This is a genomic window from Streptomyces morookaense, from assembly GCF_013030945.1.
Lineage (GTDB): Bacteria > Actinomycetota > Actinomycetes > Streptomycetales > Streptomycetaceae > Streptomyces > Streptomyces morookaensis.
Genome location: NZ_JABBXF010000016.1, coordinates 72,789 through 93,567, shown reverse-complemented (window position 1 = coordinate 93,567; position 20,779 = coordinate 72,789). Strand labels below are relative to the sequence as shown.

At 73.8% G+C, this 20,779-nt stretch carries 14 protein-coding genes and 1 tRNA gene; 12 read left to right on the top strand and 3 right to left on the bottom strand.

What is annotated here, in order from left to right; genetic code table 11:
* Nucleotides 1-7: 7 nt before the first annotated feature.
* Both HG542_RS09265 and HG542_RS09260 read right to left on the bottom strand, forming a co-directional pair.
* Entirely contained in the window at nucleotides 8-457 is a 450-nt protein-coding gene (locus tag HG542_RS09265) for an SRPBCC family protein (protein WP_171079631.1), read from the bottom strand.
* On the bottom strand, nucleotides 454-813 hold the full coding sequence (locus tag HG542_RS09260; protein WP_171079630.1) for an ArsR/SmtB family transcription factor: 360 nt from the start codon (nucleotides 811-813) through the stop codon (nucleotides 454-456). The genes HG542_RS09265 and HG542_RS09260 overlap by 4 nt, the downstream gene beginning before the upstream one ends.
* 187 nt (nucleotides 814-1,000) lie before the next feature.
* Between HG542_RS09260 and HG542_RS09255 the strand changes: the two genes are divergently transcribed.
* The 5 genes from HG542_RS09255 to HG542_RS09235 all read left to right on the top strand — a co-directional run bounded on the left by HG542_RS09255 (nucleotide 1,001) and on the right by HG542_RS09235 (nucleotide 5,965).
* Entirely contained in the window at nucleotides 1,001-2,932 is a 1,932-nt protein-coding gene (locus tag HG542_RS09255; RefSeq protein ID WP_229922577.1) for an ABC transporter ATP-binding protein, read from the top strand.
* A gap of 257 nt (nucleotides 2,933-3,189) precedes the next feature.
* On the top strand, nucleotides 3,190-4,176 hold the full coding sequence (locus tag HG542_RS09250; RefSeq protein ID WP_171079628.1) for an ArsR/SmtB family transcription factor: 987 nt from the start codon (nucleotides 3,190-3,192) through the stop codon (nucleotides 4,174-4,176).
* A 207-nt stretch (nucleotides 4,177-4,383) separates the two neighbouring features.
* Nucleotides 4,384-5,208 carry a serine hydrolase gene (locus HG542_RS09245; protein WP_229922576.1) on the top strand — a complete coding sequence of 275 codons (825 nt, stop codon included), beginning with the start codon at nucleotides 4,384-4,386 and terminating at the stop codon, nucleotides 5,206-5,208.
* 167 nt (nucleotides 5,209-5,375) lie between these two features.
* Nucleotides 5,376-5,822, top strand: coding sequence for a hypothetical protein (locus HG542_RS09240; protein WP_171079627.1), 447 nt, complete (start codon nucleotides 5,376-5,378; stop codon nucleotides 5,820-5,822).
* Between the two features lie 69 nt (nucleotides 5,823-5,891).
* Nucleotides 5,892-5,965, top strand: a tRNA-Lys gene (locus tag HG542_RS09235).
* 46 nt (nucleotides 5,966-6,011) lie between these two features.
* Here the strand turns inward: HG542_RS09235 and HG542_RS09230 are convergent.
* Nucleotides 6,012-6,974, bottom strand: coding sequence for a helix-turn-helix transcriptional regulator (locus HG542_RS09230; RefSeq protein ID WP_227725780.1), 963 nt, complete (start codon nucleotides 6,972-6,974; stop codon nucleotides 6,012-6,014).
* Nucleotides 6,975-7,200: 226 nt separating this feature from the next.
* On the opposite strand from HG542_RS09230, the gene HG542_RS09225 reads away from it, so the two are divergent.
* From HG542_RS09225 to HG542_RS09195, 7 genes are all read left to right on the top strand, one after another.
* On the top strand, nucleotides 7,201-7,395 hold the full coding sequence (locus tag HG542_RS09225; RefSeq protein WP_171079626.1) for a hypothetical protein: 195 nt from the start codon (nucleotides 7,201-7,203) through the stop codon (nucleotides 7,393-7,395).
* A gap of 57 nt (nucleotides 7,396-7,452) precedes the next feature.
* A complete protein-coding gene (locus tag HG542_RS09220) occupies nucleotides 7,453-7,671 on the top strand; it encodes a response regulator transcription factor (RefSeq protein ID WP_171079625.1) in 219 nt (72 codons plus the stop codon).
* Nucleotides 7,672-8,187: 516 nt separating this feature from the next.
* Complete coding sequence (locus HG542_RS09215; protein WP_171079624.1) at nucleotides 8,188-8,631, top strand: hypothetical protein; 444 nt, start codon at nucleotides 8,188-8,190, stop codon at nucleotides 8,629-8,631.
* A gap of 60 nt (nucleotides 8,632-8,691) precedes the next feature.
* Nucleotides 8,692-15,879, top strand: a complete 7,188-nt coding sequence (locus tag HG542_RS09210) for a non-ribosomal peptide synthetase (RefSeq protein WP_171079623.1) — start codon at nucleotides 8,692-8,694, stop codon at nucleotides 15,877-15,879.
* Nucleotides 15,880-15,919: 40 nt separating this feature from the next.
* Nucleotides 15,920-17,551, top strand: coding sequence for an argininosuccinate lyase (locus tag HG542_RS09205; RefSeq protein WP_229922575.1), 1,632 nt, complete (start codon nucleotides 15,920-15,922; stop codon nucleotides 17,549-17,551).
* Entirely contained in the window at nucleotides 17,514-18,503 is a 990-nt protein-coding gene (locus HG542_RS09200) for a GHMP family kinase ATP-binding protein (protein WP_171079622.1), read from the top strand. The genes HG542_RS09205 and HG542_RS09200 overlap by 38 nt, the downstream gene beginning before the upstream one ends.
* Before the next feature lie 2 nt (nucleotides 18,504-18,505).
* Entirely contained in the window at nucleotides 18,506-20,758 is a 2,253-nt protein-coding gene (locus HG542_RS09195) for a pyridoxal-phosphate dependent enzyme (RefSeq protein ID WP_171079621.1), read from the top strand.
* Nucleotides 20,759-20,779: the final 21 nt, after the last annotated feature.

The window sequence follows — 20,779 nt, the reverse complement described above, 5'->3', positions numbered from 1 at the left end:
CGGCAGTTCACATGCGGTCGAGCAGGTCCTGCAGACCGGGCAGCACACGGGACGTCCAGCCGCCGCCCATGAGGGAACGGGCGCGCTGCTGCAGGGGGTTGTCCGGGTCGAAGCCCTCGTGCGCGAGGAAGAGGCGGGTGCCGGTGCCCTCCGGGTGGAGGGTCCAGGTGATGGTCCAGTCCACGTCGGCGCCGGGCGCCGGGTCGGCGTCCTGCCAGCGGATGCTCAGCATCTTCTCCGGCTCGAACGCCAGCACTTCGGCCTGGACCGTGCCGGAGAAGCCGGTCGCGGGAATCGGCACGGCCCGCATGGTGTAGCGGTGGCCGACCACGAGCCGGAAGTCGCCGGGCATCAGCCACTGGGCGATCAGCTCCGGCTCGGTCAGCGCGCGCCAGACCTTCGCGGGCGGGTGGGACAGGAACTGGTCCGTGCGGACGGCGGTGAGGTCGTCGGTCATGAGATGTCATCTCTCTCGTCGGTGTCTTCCATCCGGTCCAGCACGTCGCGCAGCCCGGCCAGCCTCTCGCGCCAGAACCGCTCGAACGGGCCGAGCCACTCCTGCACCTCGTGCAGGGGAACCGGCTCCAGCCGGTACAGCCGCTGCCGGCCCGCCCTCCGCTCGCTGACCAGCCCCGCCTCGCGCAGCACCCGCAGGTGCTCCGAGAAGCTCGGGCGGGCCATGGCGAAGCGGCCGGCCAGCGAGGAGACCGGCTGGGGCCCCTCCTCGCGCAGCATCCGCAGCACCTCGCGCCGCACCGGGCTGGCCAGTGCCGCGAAGACGCGGTCGTGGCGGGTCTCTGCAGTCGTCGGCATGCCCCCACTATAGGTAGGAGATTTCCTACGTGTCATGTCGATCTCCGCGCGGCCGCCCCGGCCCCGCGCCCCACGAACGGGTGGATTGCCGCGGTTCGCCGGGCATCCCATCGGGGGGCTACGGCATCGTGCAACCGCTCCCACCCGAGCTGTGCAGTACTGCCAACTGCAAGAGAAGGGAAGCGAGTTGACTGCAGAGATCGATCGGAAGAGCGAGGCGGCGGAGGAGGAATTACGGTTCCGCTCGCCCACCCTCGCCGTCTTCGAGAAGAGCCCCCTCACCGCCCGCTCGATGAGCAGGCGCCTGCCCCGCCTCGTGCGCAAGGCGCTCGGCCTGGCCTGGCGCGTGGACCGGCGTGCCGTCGTCGCGCTGCTGTGCTTCCAGGGCCTGTCCGGCGCGTTCGAGGCCTTCGGCCTGCTGGCCACCACCGGCACCATCACCGCACTGATCGCCTCCGGCCACGTCCGGGACCGGCTGCAGGAGGCGCTGCCCTCCCTGCTGGTGCTCGCCGGGGCGGCCGGGGCGCGTGCCCTGCTGGGCATCGCCGTCTCCCACCTCTCCAGCCGGCTGGCCCCGCGGATCTCCCGCGAGGCCGAGCTGCAGATGCTCGACGCCGCGCTCGCCGCCGAGCTCGTGGCCTACGACCACCCCGGCTTCAACGACAAGCGCGAGGCCGCCGACCGGGGCGCGGACGTCGCCCAGGACCTGCTCACCGAGTCCCAGGACCTGATGGCCTGCGCCGCCTCCCTGATCGCCGCGGCCGGCGTCGTCACCCTGCTGCACCCGGTGCTGCTGCCGCTGCTCCTCCTGGCGGCGCTCCCGCAGGGCCTCGCCGCCGTGCGCGGCGCCCGTGTGCACTACCAGACCTCGAAGGCCCTGAGCGCCGACCGCCGCGTCCTCAGCCACCTGCGCTGGTACGCCACCGAGAAGTCCTTCGCCGACCAGCTCCGCTCGTGCACCATGTCCGGCTTCCTGCTGGGGCGTTACCGGGCCATCGGCGACCGGATCGACCGCGCCACCGACGCGGCCGTCCGGCAGAGCTCCCGTTACGCACTGGCCGGGGCGCTCGCCGGCGGGGTGGCCTCCGCGCTGGTCTGGGCGGCGCTGGCCGGGCTGCTGGCCACGGGGCACATGTCGGTCGCCTCGGCGGGCACGGCGGTCTTCGCGCTGCGCTCGGTCGGCTCGTCGCTGCGCGGCATGGTCGGGTACGGCGCCCGCCTGTTCCGCACCGGGCTGTACCTGGACGACTGGGCGGACTTCATCGCCGAGGCCGGCGGCCACCGGGTGCAGCACGGCGGCGCGGACCCGGGTCCGGACGCGCCGCTGACGGTCCGGACGGAGGCGCTGACGTACTGCTATCCGGGCTCGGACCGCCCGGCCCTGGAGAAGGTCGCGCTGGAGGTGCGCCGCGGCGAAGTCCTCGCCCTGGTCGGGGAGAACGGCTCCGGCAAGACCACCCTCAGCCGGCTGCTGACCGGGCTCTACCTCCCCACCGACGGCAGCGTCACCTGGGACGGCAAGGACACCGCCACCCTCGACCGGCAGGCGCTGTGGCGCCGCTCGGCCGTCGTCCCCCAGCACTACGCCCACTGGCCCCTGACCGCCCGCGAGAACATCACCCTCGGGCAGCCGTACGGCTCCGGGGGCGACGAGACCGTCCTGCACGCCGCGGAGCTCGCGGGCGCCCGTGAGGTCGTCGACGGGCTGCGCAGCGGACTCGACACCCTGCTGGCCCGGGAGTGGTTCGGGGGAGTTCAGCTGTCCGGCGGGCAGTGGCAGCGCATCGCCATCGCACGGGCCTTCTACCGGCAGGCGGGGCTGCTGGTGCTGGACGAGCCGACCAGTGCCCTCGACGCACGTGCGGAGCACCGCATCTTCGCGGGCCTGCGGGCGGCCGCCCGGGACCGCGCCGTCGTCCTGGTCACGCACCGGCTGGCGAACGTCGCCGTCGCGGACCGGATCGTCGTCCTCGACCACGGCCGGGTCGTGCAGTACGGCACGTACGGCGAACTCGTCGCGGCGCCCGGGCTGTTCAGGGAACTGTGGGAGCTCCAGAACGACCGCGGGGTGCCGGCGCAGCGCGGGGCCGGTGATGCCCCCGGCTGCACGACCGGTTGACGTGCTGTCCAGCCCGAGTTGACGAGCGCGTGGCGGACGCCGCCGGTCCGTTCCCGCCGCGGGAGCCCCACGGCACCGCCACCACCTGCGAGCACGACGCGGCGCCGGATCCCGGCGCCGCCGGAAAACGGAACGGAGTGGCCGGAACAGGCGGACATCCGTTGAACGCCGGGCAGGCTCCGCCCACGATGTAGCCGGACCTGGCGACCGGGTGGCCGGCCGAGTGCGCCCGCCGGGCCGGTGGGAGGTGAGGGCCCGTGGCACTGCGTATCCACTTCACCAGCGCGGACTTCCCGCAGACGAGGCTGGCCCAGGCGCCCGACCCGCTGTGGGAGGTCCTGCTCAGCCTGCACATGCTGCAGACCCACGACGGGCCGCTGGTGTTCGACCAGTGGCGCCGCCGCACCCGGGCCAGGCTCGACGGAAGCATGCGGCAGCTCCTCGCCCTCGCACCGCCGCGCGGCTACTCGCCCGACTTCCTCACCCCCGCCGCCGCAACCGGAGGCCTCGAAGCCGGCATCGACGCCGTGCTGTCCACCCCCGGCACCCGGCTGCGCGACGACCTCGTCCAACTCGCCGTCTCCCAGCGGCGGATGCCGCCCGGCGCCCGGCTGCTCGCCGAAGGCGACCCCCGGGCCCTGCGCGACCTGGGGGAGGCCATCCGCGCGTACCACCGCGTGGCCCTCGCCCCCTACTGGTCGCGCCTGCGCAGCGACATCGGTGCGGACCTGGCCGCCCGCACCCGCGCGGCCACCGGGTCCGACGCCTTCTTCGACCACCTCCTGCGCACCCTGCACCCCGGCCTGCACTGGGAGCGGCCCGTGCTGACCATGCTCGGGCCGCATGTGAACGGCGACCTGCATCTGGGCGGCCGCGGGCTGCTGTTGCTGCCCTCGTACTTCTGCTGGCGCAAACCCACGATGCTCCGGAACCAGGACCTGCCGCCCGTCGTGGTGTACCCGGTCGAGCACACGACCGGCCGGCTGCTGCAGGACCCCGCCGGCCAGGGCGGCCTCGCCGCGCTCCTCGGCCGGACCCGGGCGGTCCTGCTGGAGACCATCGCCGACGGCAGCACCACCACCGAACTCGCCCGCTCCGCCGACATCGCCGCCGCCACCGCGAGCCACCACCTCACCGTGCTGCGCGAAGCCGGCCTCGTCGTCACCCGGCGCGTGGGCGGCGCCGCGCACCACACCCTCACCCCGCTCGGCGCGGAACTGCTGGGAAGCGGCAGCGCGCTGTAAGGGCCGTGAGGCGCACTCCGCTGACCTCGCGGATTAGATACGGGTCGAATGCCGTGGCCGACCGGCCCGCGCTCCGGGACCCTGGGCGGAGAAGACGGGGGATGCGGGGGAAACGGGGGATCCACCGTGACGAGTCGCGGGCCGTGGCACGCAGCGGGACCAGTCCGGCCGATCTCGGCCACTGCCCTGGTACTGGCCTTTCTGCTGGTGTCCGTCACCACAGGCGTGGCGCGGTCCGCGCACTCGGCAGCGGTCGTGATGCCGGCGGGGATGACCGCCGGGGTCGCCGTCTTCGACCGCCGGACGGGGGCGTTCACCGAACGGACCGGCGCGGACCGCCCCTTCCGGTCGGCATCGGTCGTGAAACTGCTGATCGCACTGGACGTGCTCTGGGACCGCGGACCGGCCTACGACCTGCCGCCCGACGACCGGGTCCGGCTGGAGCTGATGCTCACCGCGAGTGACGACGATGCGGCGAGCCACTACTGGACGGAGCGCGGCGAATCCGCCCTCGTGACGCGCATGGCCGGCCGGCTCGGTCTGCGGAGCACCACCGGGCCGCCCCCGGACTTCCCCGGCTACTGGGGATATTCGGCCATAACTGCGGCCGACACCGTGCGCATCTACCGTTACCTGCTGGACTCCGCGCCAACACCGGTGCGCGAGTTCGTGATGGGAAATCTGCGACGGTCGGTGCCGTACGGGACGGACGGGTTCTTCCAGCACTTCGGCATCCCCGCGGTGTTCGAACGCCCGTGGGCGGTGAAACAGGGCTGGTCCGGCTTCAGTTCACCGGCCACCACCACGGCCCCCGGTCCCGACGACCGCAAGCGGGCCGCGGTGACGGGCATCGACCTGGTCCGTCCGGCCCTGCACACCACCGGCACGGTCGGCGACGGCGACCGCTGCATCGTCGTCGCCCTGACGCTGCAGCCCGTCGGCACCACCGCCGACGCCGGATACGCGGCCGTCGACGACCTCGTCCGCAGCCTCTCCGTGCCCGGCGCGACGCCCAAGCGGCCGCCGAAGTAGCCCCGCACCGGCCGCTGCGGAGCCGCGAGCGCTCGCCCGGGCAGGTGATATATGGCGGCCATCGACGGCGGTCGGCCGCCGACGGGTGCCCCGCCGCGCGACGATGCCCGGGCCGGGTCGTGCACTGCCGTCCCCGGTTCCGACCGTCGTCGTCGCGTGGAGGTGCCGTGTATACCGCCGAGCTCGCTGTCAAGACCCTCGAACCCACCGCCCAGGAGGACCAGTTGGCGGAGGACTACGCCAGCATCCTCGACACCGTCGCCCACATCGACCGGAGCCTGCGGGACGGCGAGTGGCACAGTGTCCGGGACGGCCTCGACCAGCTCATCAGCGCCGCCGAGGACATGTGGTCCTCGCTGTCCGCCTCCGACCCCGGAGCCGAGGACCCGGACGAGGACTTCGACGACGGCCGGCCGGACCCGGCCCTGGACACCGACACCGCGAAGGTGCGCCAGCTCGTCGCCGTCTACACCGAACCCCATGTCATCGGCCGCACCCTCTACCCGGTGAGCGGCATCAACGACCCGCAGCTGCGCGCCGCGGTGGAGCGCGAGGACGCCGGGCAGGACCCCGTACCGGAGCAACAGGGCGTCCCCGCCGAGCTCGTTCACTGACCGGTATCCCTGCACCGCCGCCACGGACCCCGGCACGACCACGCCAGCGGATCGGGTAATATTCCTTTCGCGCCGCTAGCTCAGTTGGTCAGAGCAGCTGACTCTTAATCAGCAGGTCCGGGGTTCGAGTCCCTGGTGGCGCACTGGACAGCGAGGGCCCCGCCGAACGGCGGGGCCCTCGTCCGTGTGTCAGTGACCGGCGGGCGGTGCCGGTTCGGCGGCGGAGCGGAGCAGGCCGCGGGAGACGGCGGTCGCCCCGGCCTGGAACCGGCTCGTGGCGTCCAGTTCCTCCATGATGTCGGCGATGTGGCGCCGGGTCGTGCGCAGGGACATGCCGAGACGGCGTGCGATCGCCTCGTCCTTCAGGCCGGCCGCGAGCAGCTGCAGGATGGTCTCGTCGACCTCCCGGGCCACCTGCTCCAGACCTTGGCCGGCGGCGTCGGCGAACGGGGTCGCGCGGTCCCAGGTCTGCTCGAAGATCTCGCACAGGTAGGCCACGGTGGACGGTTCGCGGATCACCACGGCACCCCAGGAGCCGTCCGCGACGGGGATGAAGGCGAGCTCCCGGTCGAAGGCGATGAGCCGGCCGAACAGTTCGTGCGCGGTGCGGTACCGGGCGCCCAGGGCGGAGGCGGCGGCGACGTAGGCCTGGCTGGGGCCGTTGAAGCGGGCCGTGTGGTGGTAGAGGGTGCGGATCCGGATGCCGCGCTCCAGCATGGCCCGGTCGCGGCCGAGGGCCTCCTCCATGGCCGCGGGCACCCGGGAGCCGCCGCCCGGCTGGCTGGTGAGCATCTCCTCGCGGCAGCGCGCCGAGGCCAGGTTGAGTGCGTCGCGCACCTCCTCCAGGCTCTCGACGACCTCCACCGCCGCGGTGCGCGAGCGGCGTTGGTGGTAGTACGGCACGAAACGGTCGAGCTCCGCGCGGAGTGCGGCGAGGTCCTGCTGCTGTTCCCGGATCCGGGCCTCCAGCGGTGCGGACAGCCGCTCCGCCGCCTGCTCGGGCGCCACCGCGAAGCCCGCCCCCGGGTCGTCCGGGCTCTGCCGCACCAGTCCCGCCGCGAGCAGCCGCTTCATGCCGAGCGCGGCCTCCTCCGGGGGGAGCCCGGTGCCCGCGGCGACCGCCCCGGGATCCGTCAGGCGGTGCTCCAACACCCAGGCATAGACAGTCAGGTCGGCCTCCTGCAGGCCCTTCCCGGCCCAACTCCAGCCACTCTGACCTATTTCTTCCACATCCGTCCCCGGGTCGCTTTGCTGCCAGACAGTTTGGTGAGGCATTCGCCCCATAGCGTCAGGATAGGCACCCGCACAGACTGTTCGTACCACCGAACAGCAGGGACCCCCGCGATCCGGGGCCCGCACCGAGCACCCGAGGACCGTTATGAACCCCCCCAAGCTGCCCAAGAAGTCCGCACTGGCCGTCCTGACCGTCGCCCTGCTGGCCGTCGCCGCGCCCACCGCGTCCGCGAGTTCGCCCCGGACAGCCGCCGACCTGCCGCACAAGATCGTGATCACGGACCAGGCCGGCCCCCGTGGCGGTGGCCACCGCACGGAGGACAGCTCCTGGGGCGGCTGACCGGCCCGGTCCCCGCACCTCCCTTCCCCGCCACCCCCCATGCCATCGGAGCCCGACATGACGGACACCGCCGTCTCCCCGCCCGCGTTCTCCCGCCGTGAGCAGGAAGTGCTCGTGCTGCTCGCCCGCGGCGAGACCTACGGGACCATCGCACGGCAGATGGGGCTCAGCCCCCATACCGTCGACACCTATCTGCGCCGCCTCCGCAGCAAGACGGGCGCCGCCAACCGCACCCAACTCGCCTTCCACGCCTTCCGCCTGGGCTACGGGGCCTAGAGTCTGTCCGGCGGATTTTCGCCGGTGGGTGCGGTGCGCCCCGTCAGGGGCGCGGGGAACTGCGCGACCGGCCACCGACGGCCCGCAGCCGACGCACCACCCCAGGGGTCCGGGGCGAAGCCCCGGGAACCTCGGCTGCGGGCGCGTCGTGGCTTGTCGCGCAGTTCCCCGCGCCCCTGACGGGGCGCTGTGGTGCCGCACGACGAAGATCCGCCGGACACGCCGGGCTCCCGTGGCGGCGCGCGTCCACCCCTGTCGCGCCGGTCCGTCGCCGACGGCCGTTCCCTGCACCCAGCCGTGCACGGGAACGGCCGTCGTCGTGTTTTCCCCGGCCTTTCCCCGCCGTTCCCGTGTCACGTGAATCCGGTACCGGACATGCGGTAACCGCCCTGCGTGTAACGGAATTCCGTGGCTGTACCGGCGGCACGGTGCCCGGCATGCTCGTATCTGCCACCGGAAATTCCGGCGGGCCGAATTCCGGACGAGGAGTGCTTTCCCGTGTGCCTGGGGGCAGCAGTGCAGCAGGAGTGTCCGCCGCAAGGGCAACCGGAAGGATTCCAGGGGGAACTGGCCCGTTTTCTCCGGGGACACCTCGGGCGCGGTCCGGGCCTGCTCTGGCCGGAGCACGAGGACGGCGACCCCGCGGACTGGGACCACCCCTGGGCGGACCGGCTGGCCGCCGGGCTCACCCGCCTGCTGGGCCGCCCCGTGCACCACGTGCCCGGTGACCCTGCCCGGTACGTCACGGCCGGCCCCGATGCGCAGTACGACCTGCTCGTCCTCCAGACCACCGGGGGAAGCGGCTGGCACCTGTTCCCGCCCGACGGGCCCGACGCCCCGCCGCGGACCCTGCGGCTGCGCGGCGGCGAGGCGCTCTACCTTCCGGCCGGCTGTCCGGCAGCCGTCCGGCAGCGGGCCACGGCGCGGCACCTGCGCTTCGTCATCGGCGCCCCGGGCTGATCCACCGTCCCGCCCGGATCCACCCATCGGAAAGCGTTGCACGACCTCAGGGAATTCATCGTGTCCATTGACGACCGCCCCGATTCCGCACCCGGCCCCCACGACTCCGGCAATTCCTTTCCGGCGTCCCGGGAACAGCGCAGGATGTATTTCCTGCACCGGCTGGAGGACGGCGGAACCGCGTACCACATGCCCGTCTTCCACGCCTTCGACGGCCCGGTCGACGGCGCCGTCCTCGCCGAGTGCGCCCAGCGGCTGCTGGACCGGCACGAGGCCCTGCGCACCCGGTTCGCGCTGCAGGACGGCGAACTGCTCCAGGTCGTCGACGACGATGCCCGGCTCGTGTGGCACACCGCCGACGCCGCGGGGGCGGAGGACGTCGAACGCTGGATGGAGGCCGAGCACCACCGGCCCTTCGACCTGCACACCGGGCCGCTCTTCCGCGCCGGACTGCTCACGGCCCCGGACTCCGCGCACCTCGTGCTGAACATGCACCACATCGTCGCGGACGGCTGGTCGGTCGGCGTCATGATGCGCGAACTCCTGAGCGACTACGCGGCACTGACAGGTGGCGGCGCACCGGACGCCCCGGACGAGGAGCCCGGCTTCCAGTACGCCGACTACGCCGCCTGGCAGGAGGAGTGGCTGGACAGCCCGGCCGCACGGCGCCGGCTCGCCTACTGGGCCGAACAACTCGCCGGAGATCTGCCGCAGTCAGCCCTGCCGCGCGACCACCGCTCACCGGCCCCCGGCCTCCGCGACACCGCCGCCCTGCACGAGTTCCCCGTCCCGGCGCCCGCCCTCGACGCCCTGCGCGCCCTGTGCCGGGAGACCGGCAGCACGCTCTACACGGGCATGCTCGCCGTGTTCCAGGTGCTCATGAGCCGGTACACGGGACAGGACGACGTCCTCGTCGGCACCCCGGTCGCCAACCGCAACCGCAAGGAGTTCCAGGACACCGTCGGCCTGTTCGTCAACACCGTGGTCATCCGCTCCGACCTCGCCGACGGGCCCTCCTTCCGCGAGCACCTGGAGCGCGTCCGCGACACGGTGCTCGACGCCCAGGACCACCAGGACCTGCCGTTCGAACGGATCGTGGAGCACCTCAACCCCGAACGGACCGGTGACGGCGCCCCCCTGTTCCATGTGATGTTCGGCCACCACGACGAGAGCGGCATGACGCAGGGCCTGCCCGGCCCCCGCGCCCGGTACGTCGAAGGCCCCGCAGGCAGCGCCAAGTTCGACCTGACCTTCGACGTCGTGGAGGGCGACGACGGCGTCCGGTGCCGGCTGGAGTACCACGCCGGTCTCTACGAGGCCGCCACCGTCGAGCGGTTCGCCCGCCACTACCGGCGGCTGCTGGAGGAGGCCACGGCCCGCCCGGCGCTGTCCGTCCACGACCTGCCCATGCTCGCCGACGACGAACGGCGCGCCCTCGGCACCCCGCTGCCCGCCACACACACGGACACGGACACGGCCGCGGACCCCGGCCCGTGCGCCCACGAACTCTTCGCCCGGCACGCGGCCCTTACGCCCGACGCCGTCGCCCTGGTCCACGAGGGCACCCGCCTCACCTACCGCGAACTCGACCGGCAGGCCAACCGCATCGCCCACCGGCTGCGCGCCCTCGGCGTCGGCCCCGACACGCTCGTGGGCCTGTGCATCCGCCGCTCACCGGAACTGGTGACCGGTCTGCTCGGCATCCTCAAGGCCGGCGGCGCCTACCTGCCGCTCGACCCCGACAACCCGCCCGAGCGGCTGCGCTACATCATCGGCGACGTACAACTGACCCACCTCGTCGGCACGTCCGACACCGCCGCCCTGTGGGACGGCCTGCCGCTGCACGCGATCGACCTGACGGCCGACGCCGCGTCCCTCGCAGCCGAGCCGGACACCGCGCCGGAGGCCGGGGTGACCCCGGACCACCTCGCCTACGCCATCTACACCTCCGGATCCACCGGCCGCCCCAAGGGCACCCTCATCCCGCACCGGAACATCACCCGGCTCTTCTCCGCCACCGACCACTGGTTCGGCTTCGGCCCCGACGACGTCTGGACGCTCTTCCACTCGGTCGCCTTCGACTTCTCCGTCTGGGAGCTGTGGGGCGCGCTCGCCCACGGCGGCCGTCTCGTGGTGGTGCCCTACGGGACCAGCCGTTCCCCCGAGGACTTCCACCGGCTGCTGCGCACCGAGCAGGTCACGGTGCTCAACCAGACGCCGTCCGCCTTCTACCAGCTGGCCCGCGCCGACGCCCTGCACACCCCGGACGGGGGCGGCGAACTCGCCCTGCGGTACGTCGTCTTCGGCGGCGAGGCACTGGACGTGGCCGCGCTCGCCCCGTGGTTCGACCGGCACCCGGACACCGCGCCGCAGCTGGTGAACATGTACGGCATCACGGAGACCACCGTGCACGTCACCTACCGGCCGCTGACCGCGCGCGACGCCCGGGAGGGCCGCGGCAGCGTCATCGGCGTGCCCATCCCCGACCTGCGGCTGCACCTGCTCGACCGGCACGGCCGGCCCGTACCGCCCGGCGTGGCGGGGGAGTTGTTCGTCGGCGGGGCCGGACTGGCCCGCGGCTATCTCGGACGTCCGGCCCTGACCGCCGAGCGGTTCCCCGCCGACGCGTCCGCGGACCGGCCCGGCGACCGCCTCTACCGCACGGGCGACCTGGCCCGCGTGCTCGCCGACGGCGAGCTCGAATACCTGGGGCGCATCGACGACCAGGTCAAGATCCGGGGCTTCCGCATCGAACTGGGCGAGGTCGAGGCCGCCCTCGCGGCCCACCCGCTGGCCGACGCCGCGGTCGTGCTCGTGCGGCCCGATGCCACCGGGGCGGACATGCTCGTCGGCTACGTCGCCGTCGCGTCCGGCACCCCGGAGGGCGAGCCCGGCGTGGAGGCCCTGCGCGAGCACCTCGCCGAGCGCATCCCCTCCTATATGATCCCCGCCGCCTTCGTGCTGCTTCCCGGATTCCCCCTGACCCCCAACGGCAAGGTGGACCGCCGCCGGCTGCCGGACCCGGCCCTCGCCGCGGCCGGCGCGGACACGGCGTACGAGCCGCCGCAGGGCCCCGTCGAGACCGTCCTCGCCGAGGTCTGGCAGCAGGTGCTCGGCCGCGAGCGGGTGGGCGCGAACGACAACTACTTCGCCCTCGGCGGCGATTCGATCCGCAGCATCCGGCTGCTGGCGCAGGCCCGGGAACGGGGACTGGAGTTCACCGTCGCCGACGTGATGCGCCATCAGACCGTCCGCAGGCTGGCCGCCGTGGCCACCGCGTCCGGCACCGGGACCGCCCTGGCGCCCTTCGCGCTGCTGTCCGACGAGGACCGTGCCGCCCTGCCCGACGGGCTGGACGACGCCTACCCGATGACCCGGCTCCAGGCCGGCATGCTCTTCCACAGCGACCTGCCCGCCGACGGAACCTTCTACCACAACGTCGCGAGCCTCCACGTCCGGGCGGCCTACGACGAGCAGGCCTGGCGCGACACCGTGGCCCTCCTGGCCCGCCGCCACGACATGCTGCGCACCTCCTTCGAGCTGACCGGGTTCGGCGAACCCCTGCAGCTCGTGCACCGGGACGCCGCGCCCGTCATCACCTTCGAGGACCTGACCGCGCTGGACGAGGACGGGCAGCGGGCGGCCGTCGCAGCACGTTACGAGGCCGAGCGGCGACGCCCGTTCGACTGGCGGCAGGCACCCCTGCTCCGCTTCCACGTCCAACGCCGGTCGGGCGGCACCTTCCAGCTCTTCATGGCCGAGCACCACGCGGTCATGGACGGCTGGAGCGAGCGGTCGCTCTTCACGGAGCTGAGCACCTGCTACCTCGACCTCCTCGCCGGACGGGACGCGACCGCCGAAGGACCCCGCTCGCGCTTCGCCTCCTTCGTCGCCCTGGAACGCGCCGCCCTCGACAGCGGGGAACAGCAGCGGTTCTGGGCGGAGCAGACGGCGGACATGGCCGTCACCCGGCTGCCCCGCCTGCGGCAGGCGGGCGGCCCCGCCCGGATGAGCTGGCACCTCGCGCCCCTGCCGGACGGACTGCACCCGCAACTGGCCGCTCTGGCACGGGAGTCGGGCGTCCCGCTGCGCACCGTCCTGCTCGCCGCGCACCTGCGGGTGATGGCGCTGCTGGGCGGCACCGACGACGTCACCACCGGCGCGGTCTTCAACGGGCGCACCGAGGAGACCGACGGCGACCGGACCGTCGGCATCTTCCTCAACACCCTGCCCTTCCGGCTGACCCTGCCCGACGGCGACGGGCGCGCGTTCGTCCGGGCGGTCGCGGAGCAGGACCTGCGCATCCAGGAGCACCGCCGCTACCCGCTGGCGGAGATCGTGCGGACCGCGGGCGGCACGGCCCTCTTCGAGACCTTCTTCAACTTCACCCACTTCCACGTCGAGCAACAGGGCCCGGCAGCAGGCGACTTCGCCGTCCTGGCCGAGGACGGCGAGGCCGGGACCGACTTCGCCTTCGGCGCGGAGTTCTCCGTCACCCCCGACGGCGAACGGCTGGAGCTCGGACTGCGCTACGACGCCGCCCAGTTCACCGAGGAACAGATCGCGGCCGCCCACGGCTACTACGCCACGGCACTGGGCCTGCTGGCCGACGCGCCGGACGCGGACTTCCTCGCCGCCGACCTGCTCTCCGAGGCGGAGCACCGCACCCTCGCGCAGTGGAACGCCACGGACGCCGCGTACGACGCCCCGCACCTGCTGCACCGGCTGATCGAGCAGCAGGCCGGGGCGACGCCGGACGCACCCGCCGTGCGCTTCGAGGGCCGGAGCACGACATACCGGGAGCTCGACGCACAGGCCGGCCGGCTCGCCGCCGCCCTGCGCGAACTCGGCGCAGGACCGGGGACGTTCGTCGGCGTCCTGCTGGAACGCTCGCACGCCCTGCCCGTCACCCTGCTGGGCATCCTCAAGTCCGGTGCGGCCTACGTGCCGCTGGACCCCGGCCACCCCGAGCCGCGCGTGACCGCCCTGCTGGCCGAGGCCGGCATCGGGCTCGTCGTCACCGACGAGCGCTGGACGGAGCCCCTGCAGCGCGCGGGCGTCCGGGCCGTCCGGCCGGACGCCACTGCGTCGCACGAGACGCCCGGCAGCGCGGCGGGGCCGGACGACCCCGCATACATGATCTTCACGTCGGGCTCCACCGGGAAGCCCAAGGGCGTCGTGGTCTCCCACCGCGCCATCGCCAACCGGCTGTTGTGGATGCAGGACGCCTACGCCCTGCAACCCCTGGAGCGTGTGCTGCAGAAGACGCCCTACACCTTCGACGTCTCGGTGTGGGAGTTCTTCTGGCCCCTGATGACCGGCGCCACCCTCGTCCTGGCCCGGCCCGGCGGCCAGCGCGACCCCGCCTACCTGGCCCGCACGATCCAGGAGGAGCGCATCAGCACCGTGCACTTCGTGCCCTCGATGCTGAGCGTCTTCCTGGAGGAGCCCGCAGCGGCCCGCTGCACCGGCCTGACCCGGGTGGTGTGCAGCGGCGAGGCCCTGCCGTACGAGGTGCAGAGCCGCTTCTTCGAGCGGCTGCCGGACGCCGGGCTGCACAACCTGTACGGGCCGACGGAGGCCGCGGTCGACGTCACGTACTGGAGCTGCCACGAGGACGGCACCGGCGTGGTGCCCATCGGCCGGCCCATCGCCAACATGCGCACCCACGTCCTCGACCGGCGCCTGCACGAAGTGCCGTTGGGCGTGACAGGGGAGCTCTACCTCGAAGGCGTCGGCCTGGCCCACGGCTACCACGGGCAGCCGGAGCTGACCGCCGAGCGCTTCGTCACGCACACCGGCCGCGACGGGGCGGCCCGCCGCCTCTACCGCACCGGCGACCTGGCCCGGCACCGGCCCGGCGGCGAGCTGGAGTACGCGGGACGCACCGACCACCAGCTGAAGATCCGTGGCTTCCGGGTCGAACCGGGCGAGATCGAGGCCGTCCTGACGGACCACGAGGCGGTGCGCGAATGCGCCGTCCTGCTGCGCGGCGAGCGGCTGACCGCCTACGTCGTCGCCGTCACCGGACACGAGGCCGACCCCGCCGGTCTTGCCGGGTTCGCCCGGCAGCACCTGCCCGAGTACATGGTCCCCGCGGCCTGGGTGGCACTCGACGCCCTGCCGCTGACCGCCAACGGCAAGCTCGACCGGGCCGCCCTGCCCGAGCCCGACGCCACGGCGGTCACCGGCGGCCGGATCCCGGCACCGCCGCGGGACGAGACCGAGTCGCGCCTGATCGGCATCTGGGAACGGCTGCTGGACGGCGGCCCGGTCGGCATCCACGACGACTTCTTCGCCGTCGGCGGCCACTCCATCGCGGCCCTCCGGCTGATCGGCCGCATCAACGAGGAGTTCGGCGAACGGCTGAGCGTCTCCGCCGTCCTGGAACACCCGACCGTCGCCCGGCAGGCCGCCCTCCTCGGGGACACCGCCCGCCGGACCCCCGACGACGGCGTGGTGCGCCTGCGCCCCGGAGGCGACCGGCCCCCGCTGTTCCTGCTGCACCCCGTCGGCGGGCACGTCTTCTGCTACCGGGCCCTGGCCACCGCCCTGGGCACCGGCCGGCCCGTCCACGGCCTGACCGCCCCCGGACTGGCCGAGGACGCGCCGGAACCGCAGCCCCGCACCGTCGAGGACCTCGCCGCGGCCCACGTCCGGGCCCTGCGCCGGGTGCAGCCCGCCGGGCCGTACCACCTCGCCGGCTGGTCCTTCGGCGGACTGCTCGCCTACGAGGCGGCCGCCCAACTGCGCGCCGCGGGCGAGGAGGTGGCCGGCGTCGCCCTGCTCGACAGCTCCTACCCGGACCCGCAGAACGTCCCCGGCGACGAGGCCGGAATGCTGGAGTGGTTCTACGAGGACCTGGCGCGGGCGGCCGGCTCCGACTTCGGCGACGCCTCCCGCAGCGCCCTGCGCGCGGCAGCGGACGCCGCGACCGGACCCGGCGACCGGCTGAAGGCCCTGGCCGCACAGGCCGCCGAGGAGCAGATCGCCCCCGGGCTCGACGCCGCCCGGCTGGCCCGCCACTACGCGGTCTTCCGCACCGGCATCCTCGCCGCCGCGCAGTACCGGCCGCCGGTCCTGGCCGGCCCGGTGCTCTTCCACCGGAGCACCGACGGCGCCGCCCTGGACTCCGCACGCCGCTGGGCCGCACGCGTCGACGGCGGCCTCACCGTCCACGACAGCGACGCCGACCACTACACGCTGATGCGCTTCCCGCACATCACGGCCGTCGCCGACACCCTGTGACCCCGGCAGACCTGCCCCCGAACCGAGAACGGAACACCACGTGACGAGCGAAGAAGACGGCCGGGTGGCCGCACTGAGCGGCCGGATCGCCGGCGGCCCGAGCGCACTGCTGCACGACGAGGTGCTCGAGCCCCAGTTCCGCTTCGAGTCCCGCCACCTGATCGGCCACTACGTCGCCATCGAGAAGGTGCTGGCCGCCGAGTACGAGCGGATGGACATCCTGACGCCCGGCGAGGCGCACGCCGTCGCCGCCCGGCTCGACGGCGTCGGCACCGCCACCCTCACCGCCCGGCCCGGCGCCAACATGTCCGACATCGCCTTCGCCCTGGAGCGCCACGTCGAGCAGGGCCTGGAACGGCCCGTCGCCCGCTGGCACGTCGACCGCAGCCGCAACGACCTCCAGTCCTGCGCCCAGCTGATGTTCGGCCGGGACCGGCTCGCGGGCTTCGCCCGCAGCCTGCTCGAACTGGGCGCGGCCGCCCGCGACTTGGCGGAGGCCACCCGCGAACTGCCCATGCCCGGCTACACCCACTTCCAGGCCGCCCAGGTCATCACCCCCGGCTTCTACCTCGCCGCGGTCGGCGAGCAGGTGCTGCACAGCACGCGGCGGCTGCTGGCCACCTACGACGGCATCGACGCCTGCCCGCTCGGCGCCGGCGCCATGGCGGGCCAGGAACTTCCCTGGGACCGCGACCGGATGGCCCGCCTGCTGGGCTTCGCCCGGCCCCAGCCCAGCGCCCTGACCTCCGTCGCCTCCCGGCGCTGGAGCGCGGAGACCACCGCGGAGCTCGGCCTGCTCGGCGCCGCCCTCAGCCGCTTCGCCACCGACCTGCTGACCTGGGGGAGCAGCGAGTACGGGTTCATCGAGCTGCCCGACGAGCTGTCCGGCATCTCCTCCGCCATGCCGCAGAAGAAGAACTACCCGGTCCTCGAACGCATCCGGGGCCGCACCGCGCACCTGGGCGCCTTCCACCTCGACGCCCTGCTCGGACAGCGCAACACCCCCTTCTGCAACCTGGTCGAGGTCTCCAAGGAGGCCAACACCCACCTGCTGGACGCCTTCGAGTCGGCCCACGGCACGGTCCGGCTGTTCACCGAGGTGCTGCGCCGCCTGTCCTTCCGGCCGGAGCGCATGCGCGAGGCCTGCGAGCGCGAGTTCCTCGGCGGGTTCAGCCTCGCCAATGCGCTGACCCTGACGGCCGGTGTGCCCTGGCGCACCGCCCAGGTCGTCGCCGGGCGCTACGTCGTCCTGGCCGCCGGCGCGGGCCTCGCCCCCGCCCCGGGCGACCCGGCCCTGCTGGAGGCGGCCGCCGCGGAGAAGGGCGTGACCGTCACCGGAGCGGCCGCCCTGCTCGCCGAGGCCTTCGACGTCCGGCGCGGACTGGAGCGCATGTCCTCGGCCGGCTCGGCCCACCCCGAGGCCGTGCGGCGGCTGCTGGAGGAACTGGACGCGGAACACGTCCGGCTGAGCGCGGAGTGGGACCGGCGCGCGGCGGCGGTGCGTGCCGGAGCCGTCGAGACCGACCGGGTGCTGGGACTTGCGGCGCCCCGTAAGGGGCGCGGGGAACTGCGCGACCAGCCACAGACAGCCCGCAGCTGCAGTACCGGACTGCCGACGGAGCGGGGTGAGAACAGTGTCGGGACCGACGACGACGCACGCCGCAAGCACTGAAGGCCTCGGGCACACGGTCCAACGGACCGGCGAGGGACGGGCGTTCGGCACCTTCGGCGAGCTGCTCCAAGGGGCCCTGCCAGGGGACGGCGGCGACTTCCTCGTCACCTTCCCCCTCGCCCGCTGGTCGACCGCCGTCTTCCGGCACCGGCCCGGCGCCCGCGGCGTGACCGTGCACCCGGCCCACAAGGGCAAGTCCCGTGCCGTGGCCGAGCAGGTGCTCGCCGCGCTCGGCATGCCCGGCGGCGGCGAGCTGGAGATCTCCGCCGACCTGCCCGAGGGCAAGGGCCTGGCCAGCTCCTCCGCCGACCTCGTGGCCACGGTGCGCGCGGTCGGGGCGGCCCGGGGCGTGCGCTTCCGGCCCGCCGAGATCGAGGCGTTCCTGCGCGGCATCGAGCCCGCGGACGGGGTGATGTACGACGAGATCGTCGCCTTCCACCACCGCGAGGTCCGGCTGGCCCGCCGGCTCGGCACCCTGCCGCCGCTCGCCGTCGTCGCCCACGACGAGGGCGGCCAGGTCGACACCGTCACGCACAACCGCCGGCCCCGCACCTTCGACGCGGCGTCCCGGCACGAGTACGCCGCCCTGCTCGACCGCCTGACCACGGCCGTCGCCGATGGCGACCTGCGCACCGTCGGCGCCGTCGCCACCCGCAGCGCCGAGCTCAACGCCCGGCTCCGCCCCCGCGGCGGATTCGCGGAACTGCACGCGCTCTGCCGCGAGGTCGACGGCCTCGGCCTGGTCCTCGCCCACAGCGGCACCATGCTCGGCATCCTCCTGGAGGCCGCCGACCCGGCCCTGGACAGCAAGACGCAGCACGTCCGCGCCGCCTGCACGGCCCTCGGCGGCGAGGTCTCCGTGCACCGCTCCCTGGGCACGGGCGACGTCTGGAACCCCGCCCCGGCCGCCGCCGTGCCCGCCATCGCCCGCCCCCACCGTCCGGAGTACTGACCATGCTGTTCGACACCATGACCGAGGCCATCGGCCACACCCCCCTGGTGCGCCTGCGCCTCGGAGCGGACCGGGACGTGGAGGTCTACGCCAAGCTGGAGCTGCAGAACCCCTTCGCCATGAAGGACCGGGTGGCCCGCCACATCGTCCAGGAAGCCCGCCGGCTGGGCGTCCTGCAGCCCGGGGCACCCGTCATCGAGAGCTCCTCGGGCACCATGGCCCTCGGCGTCGCCCTCGTCGGCCGTTCGCTCGGGCACCCGGTGCACATCGTCACCGACCCCCGCATCGACCCCGTCACCCTCGCCAAACTCCGCGCCCTGGGCTGCGAGGTGCACATCGTGCAGGCCATGACCAGCCACGGCTGGCAGAGCGCCCGCCTGGAGCGGCTCGAGGAGCTGATGCGCGACCTGCCCGGCGCCTTCTGGCCCCAGCAGTACGCCAACCCCGACAACCCCGGCGCCTACCGCACCCTCGCCGCCGAACTCCTCGCCGACCTCGGCCCGTTCGACACCCTCGTCGGCGCCGTGGGCAGCGGCGGATCCCTGTGCGGCTCCGCCCGCGCCCTCAAGGAGTCCCTGCCCGGCCTGCGCGTCGTCGGCGTCGACTGCGTCGGCAGCGCCCTGTTCGGCCAGCCCGACGTGCCGCAGCGGCTGCAGAGCGGGCTCGGCAACAGCCTCCTGCCCAAGAACCTCGACCGCCCGCTCGTCGACGAGGTCCACTGGCTCAACGACCACGAGGCCTTCGCCGCCTCCTGGGACCTGGCCCGCGAACAGCAGATCTTCGCCGGCAACACCTCGGGCTCGGTCTACCGCGTGCTCGGCGGCCTCGCCGCCGAAGCCGCCCCCGGCACCCGCATCGTCGGCATCTTCCCCGACCGCGGCGACCGCTACGCCGACACCGTCTACAGCGAGGAGCACTGGGCCGGACACCGCCTGGAGCAGCTGCCGGTGAACCCCGCGCCCGAGGCCGTCGCTCCCGGCGAGACCGCCCTGGCCTGGTCCCGCATGCCGCTGCAGGTGCCGCAGGAGCTCCGGCGGCACCTGCTGTTCGTCGAGTCCAACACCACCGGCACCGGCATGCTCGCCCTCGGCCTGGCCCGTGAACTGGACACCGTGCCCGTCCTGCTCACCAACGACCCCGCCCGCTACGCCGGACTGCAGGAGACCGGCTGCGAGGTCATCGTCTGCGACACCAACTCCCAGCCGGAGCTGCGCCGTACGGTCCAGGAGCGGTTCCGCCGCGAGGAGCTCGCCGGCGTCACCACCACCAGCGACTTCTACGTACCGGCCGTGGCCTCCCTGGCCCGCTGGCTGGGCCTGCCCGGCAACCCCGAGGAAGCCGTGGCCCGTTGCCGCGACAAGGCCGGCCTGCGGCGGACCCTGCACCGTGCCGGAGTGCGCCAGCCCCGGTTCGAGGTCGTCACGGAGGCGGCCGGCGTGGCGGCGGCGGTGACCCGCATCGGACTGCCCTGCGTGGTCAAGCCGGTCGACGACTCCGGCTCCACCAACGTCCTGCTGTGCGCCGACGAGCCCACCGCGACGGCCCAGGCCGAACGGATCCTCGCGATCACCACGAACGTGCGCGGCATGCCCACCGCCCGGGCCGTGCTCGTCGAGGAGTACCTGGACGCGCCCGAGTACAGCGTGGAGATGTTCACCTGGGACGGCGGCACCGAGTGCGTGGGCATCACCGCCAAGTCCGTCACCGGGGCACCGCACTTCGTCGAGCACCGCCACCTCTTCCCCGCCGACCTCCCGGCACCCGTCGCCCAGGAGATCACCGAGACCGTCCGCAGCGCCCTGGACGCCGCCGGCATACGCCTCGGCGCCACGCACACCGAGGTGCGGCTCACCGCGGAGGGCGCCGCCGTCATCGAGATCAATCCGCGCCTCGCCGGCGGGATGATCCCCGAACTCGTCCGCCTCGCAAGCGGCGTTCGCCTGCTCGAACAGCAGCTGCGGGTCGCGCTGGGACTCGCGCCCCGGCTCAAGCCGGACCACCACGGCCACGCCGGCATCCAGTTCCTGCTCGCCCCGCAGGACGGGGTGCTGGCCGCCGTCGAGGGCACCGCGGAGGCCGCGGCCGTCGAGGGCGTCGAGACCGTCACCGTCACCGCCGCACCCGGCAGGCCCGTGCACCGCCCGCGCAGCGCCGCCGACCGGCTGGGCCACGTCATCGCCCGGCACGACAGCGGACAGGACGTGACCCGCGCGCTCGACACGGCCCGCGACCGGCTGCGCGTCGTCACCGACTGACCCCGGCCGCCCGCCACCCGA

Coding starts and splice junctions, on each gene's coding strand:
- HG542_RS09265 (WP_171079631.1), bottom strand. CDS start 457: ATGACCGACGACCTCACCGCCGTCCGCACGGACCAGTTCCTGTCCCAC.
- HG542_RS09220 (WP_171079625.1), top strand. CDS start 7,453: ATGACGGACACCGCCGTCTCCCCGCCCGCGTTCTCCCGCCGTGAGCAG.
- HG542_RS09195 (WP_171079621.1), top strand. CDS start 18,506: ATGCTGTTCGACACCATGACCGAGGCCATCGGCCACACCCCCCTGGTG.
- HG542_RS09260 (WP_171079630.1), bottom strand. CDS start 813: ATGCCGACGACTGCAGAGACCCGCCACGACCGCGTCTTCGCGGCACTG.
- HG542_RS09225 (WP_171079626.1), top strand. CDS start 7,201: ATGAACCCCCCCAAGCTGCCCAAGAAGTCCGCACTGGCCGTCCTGACC.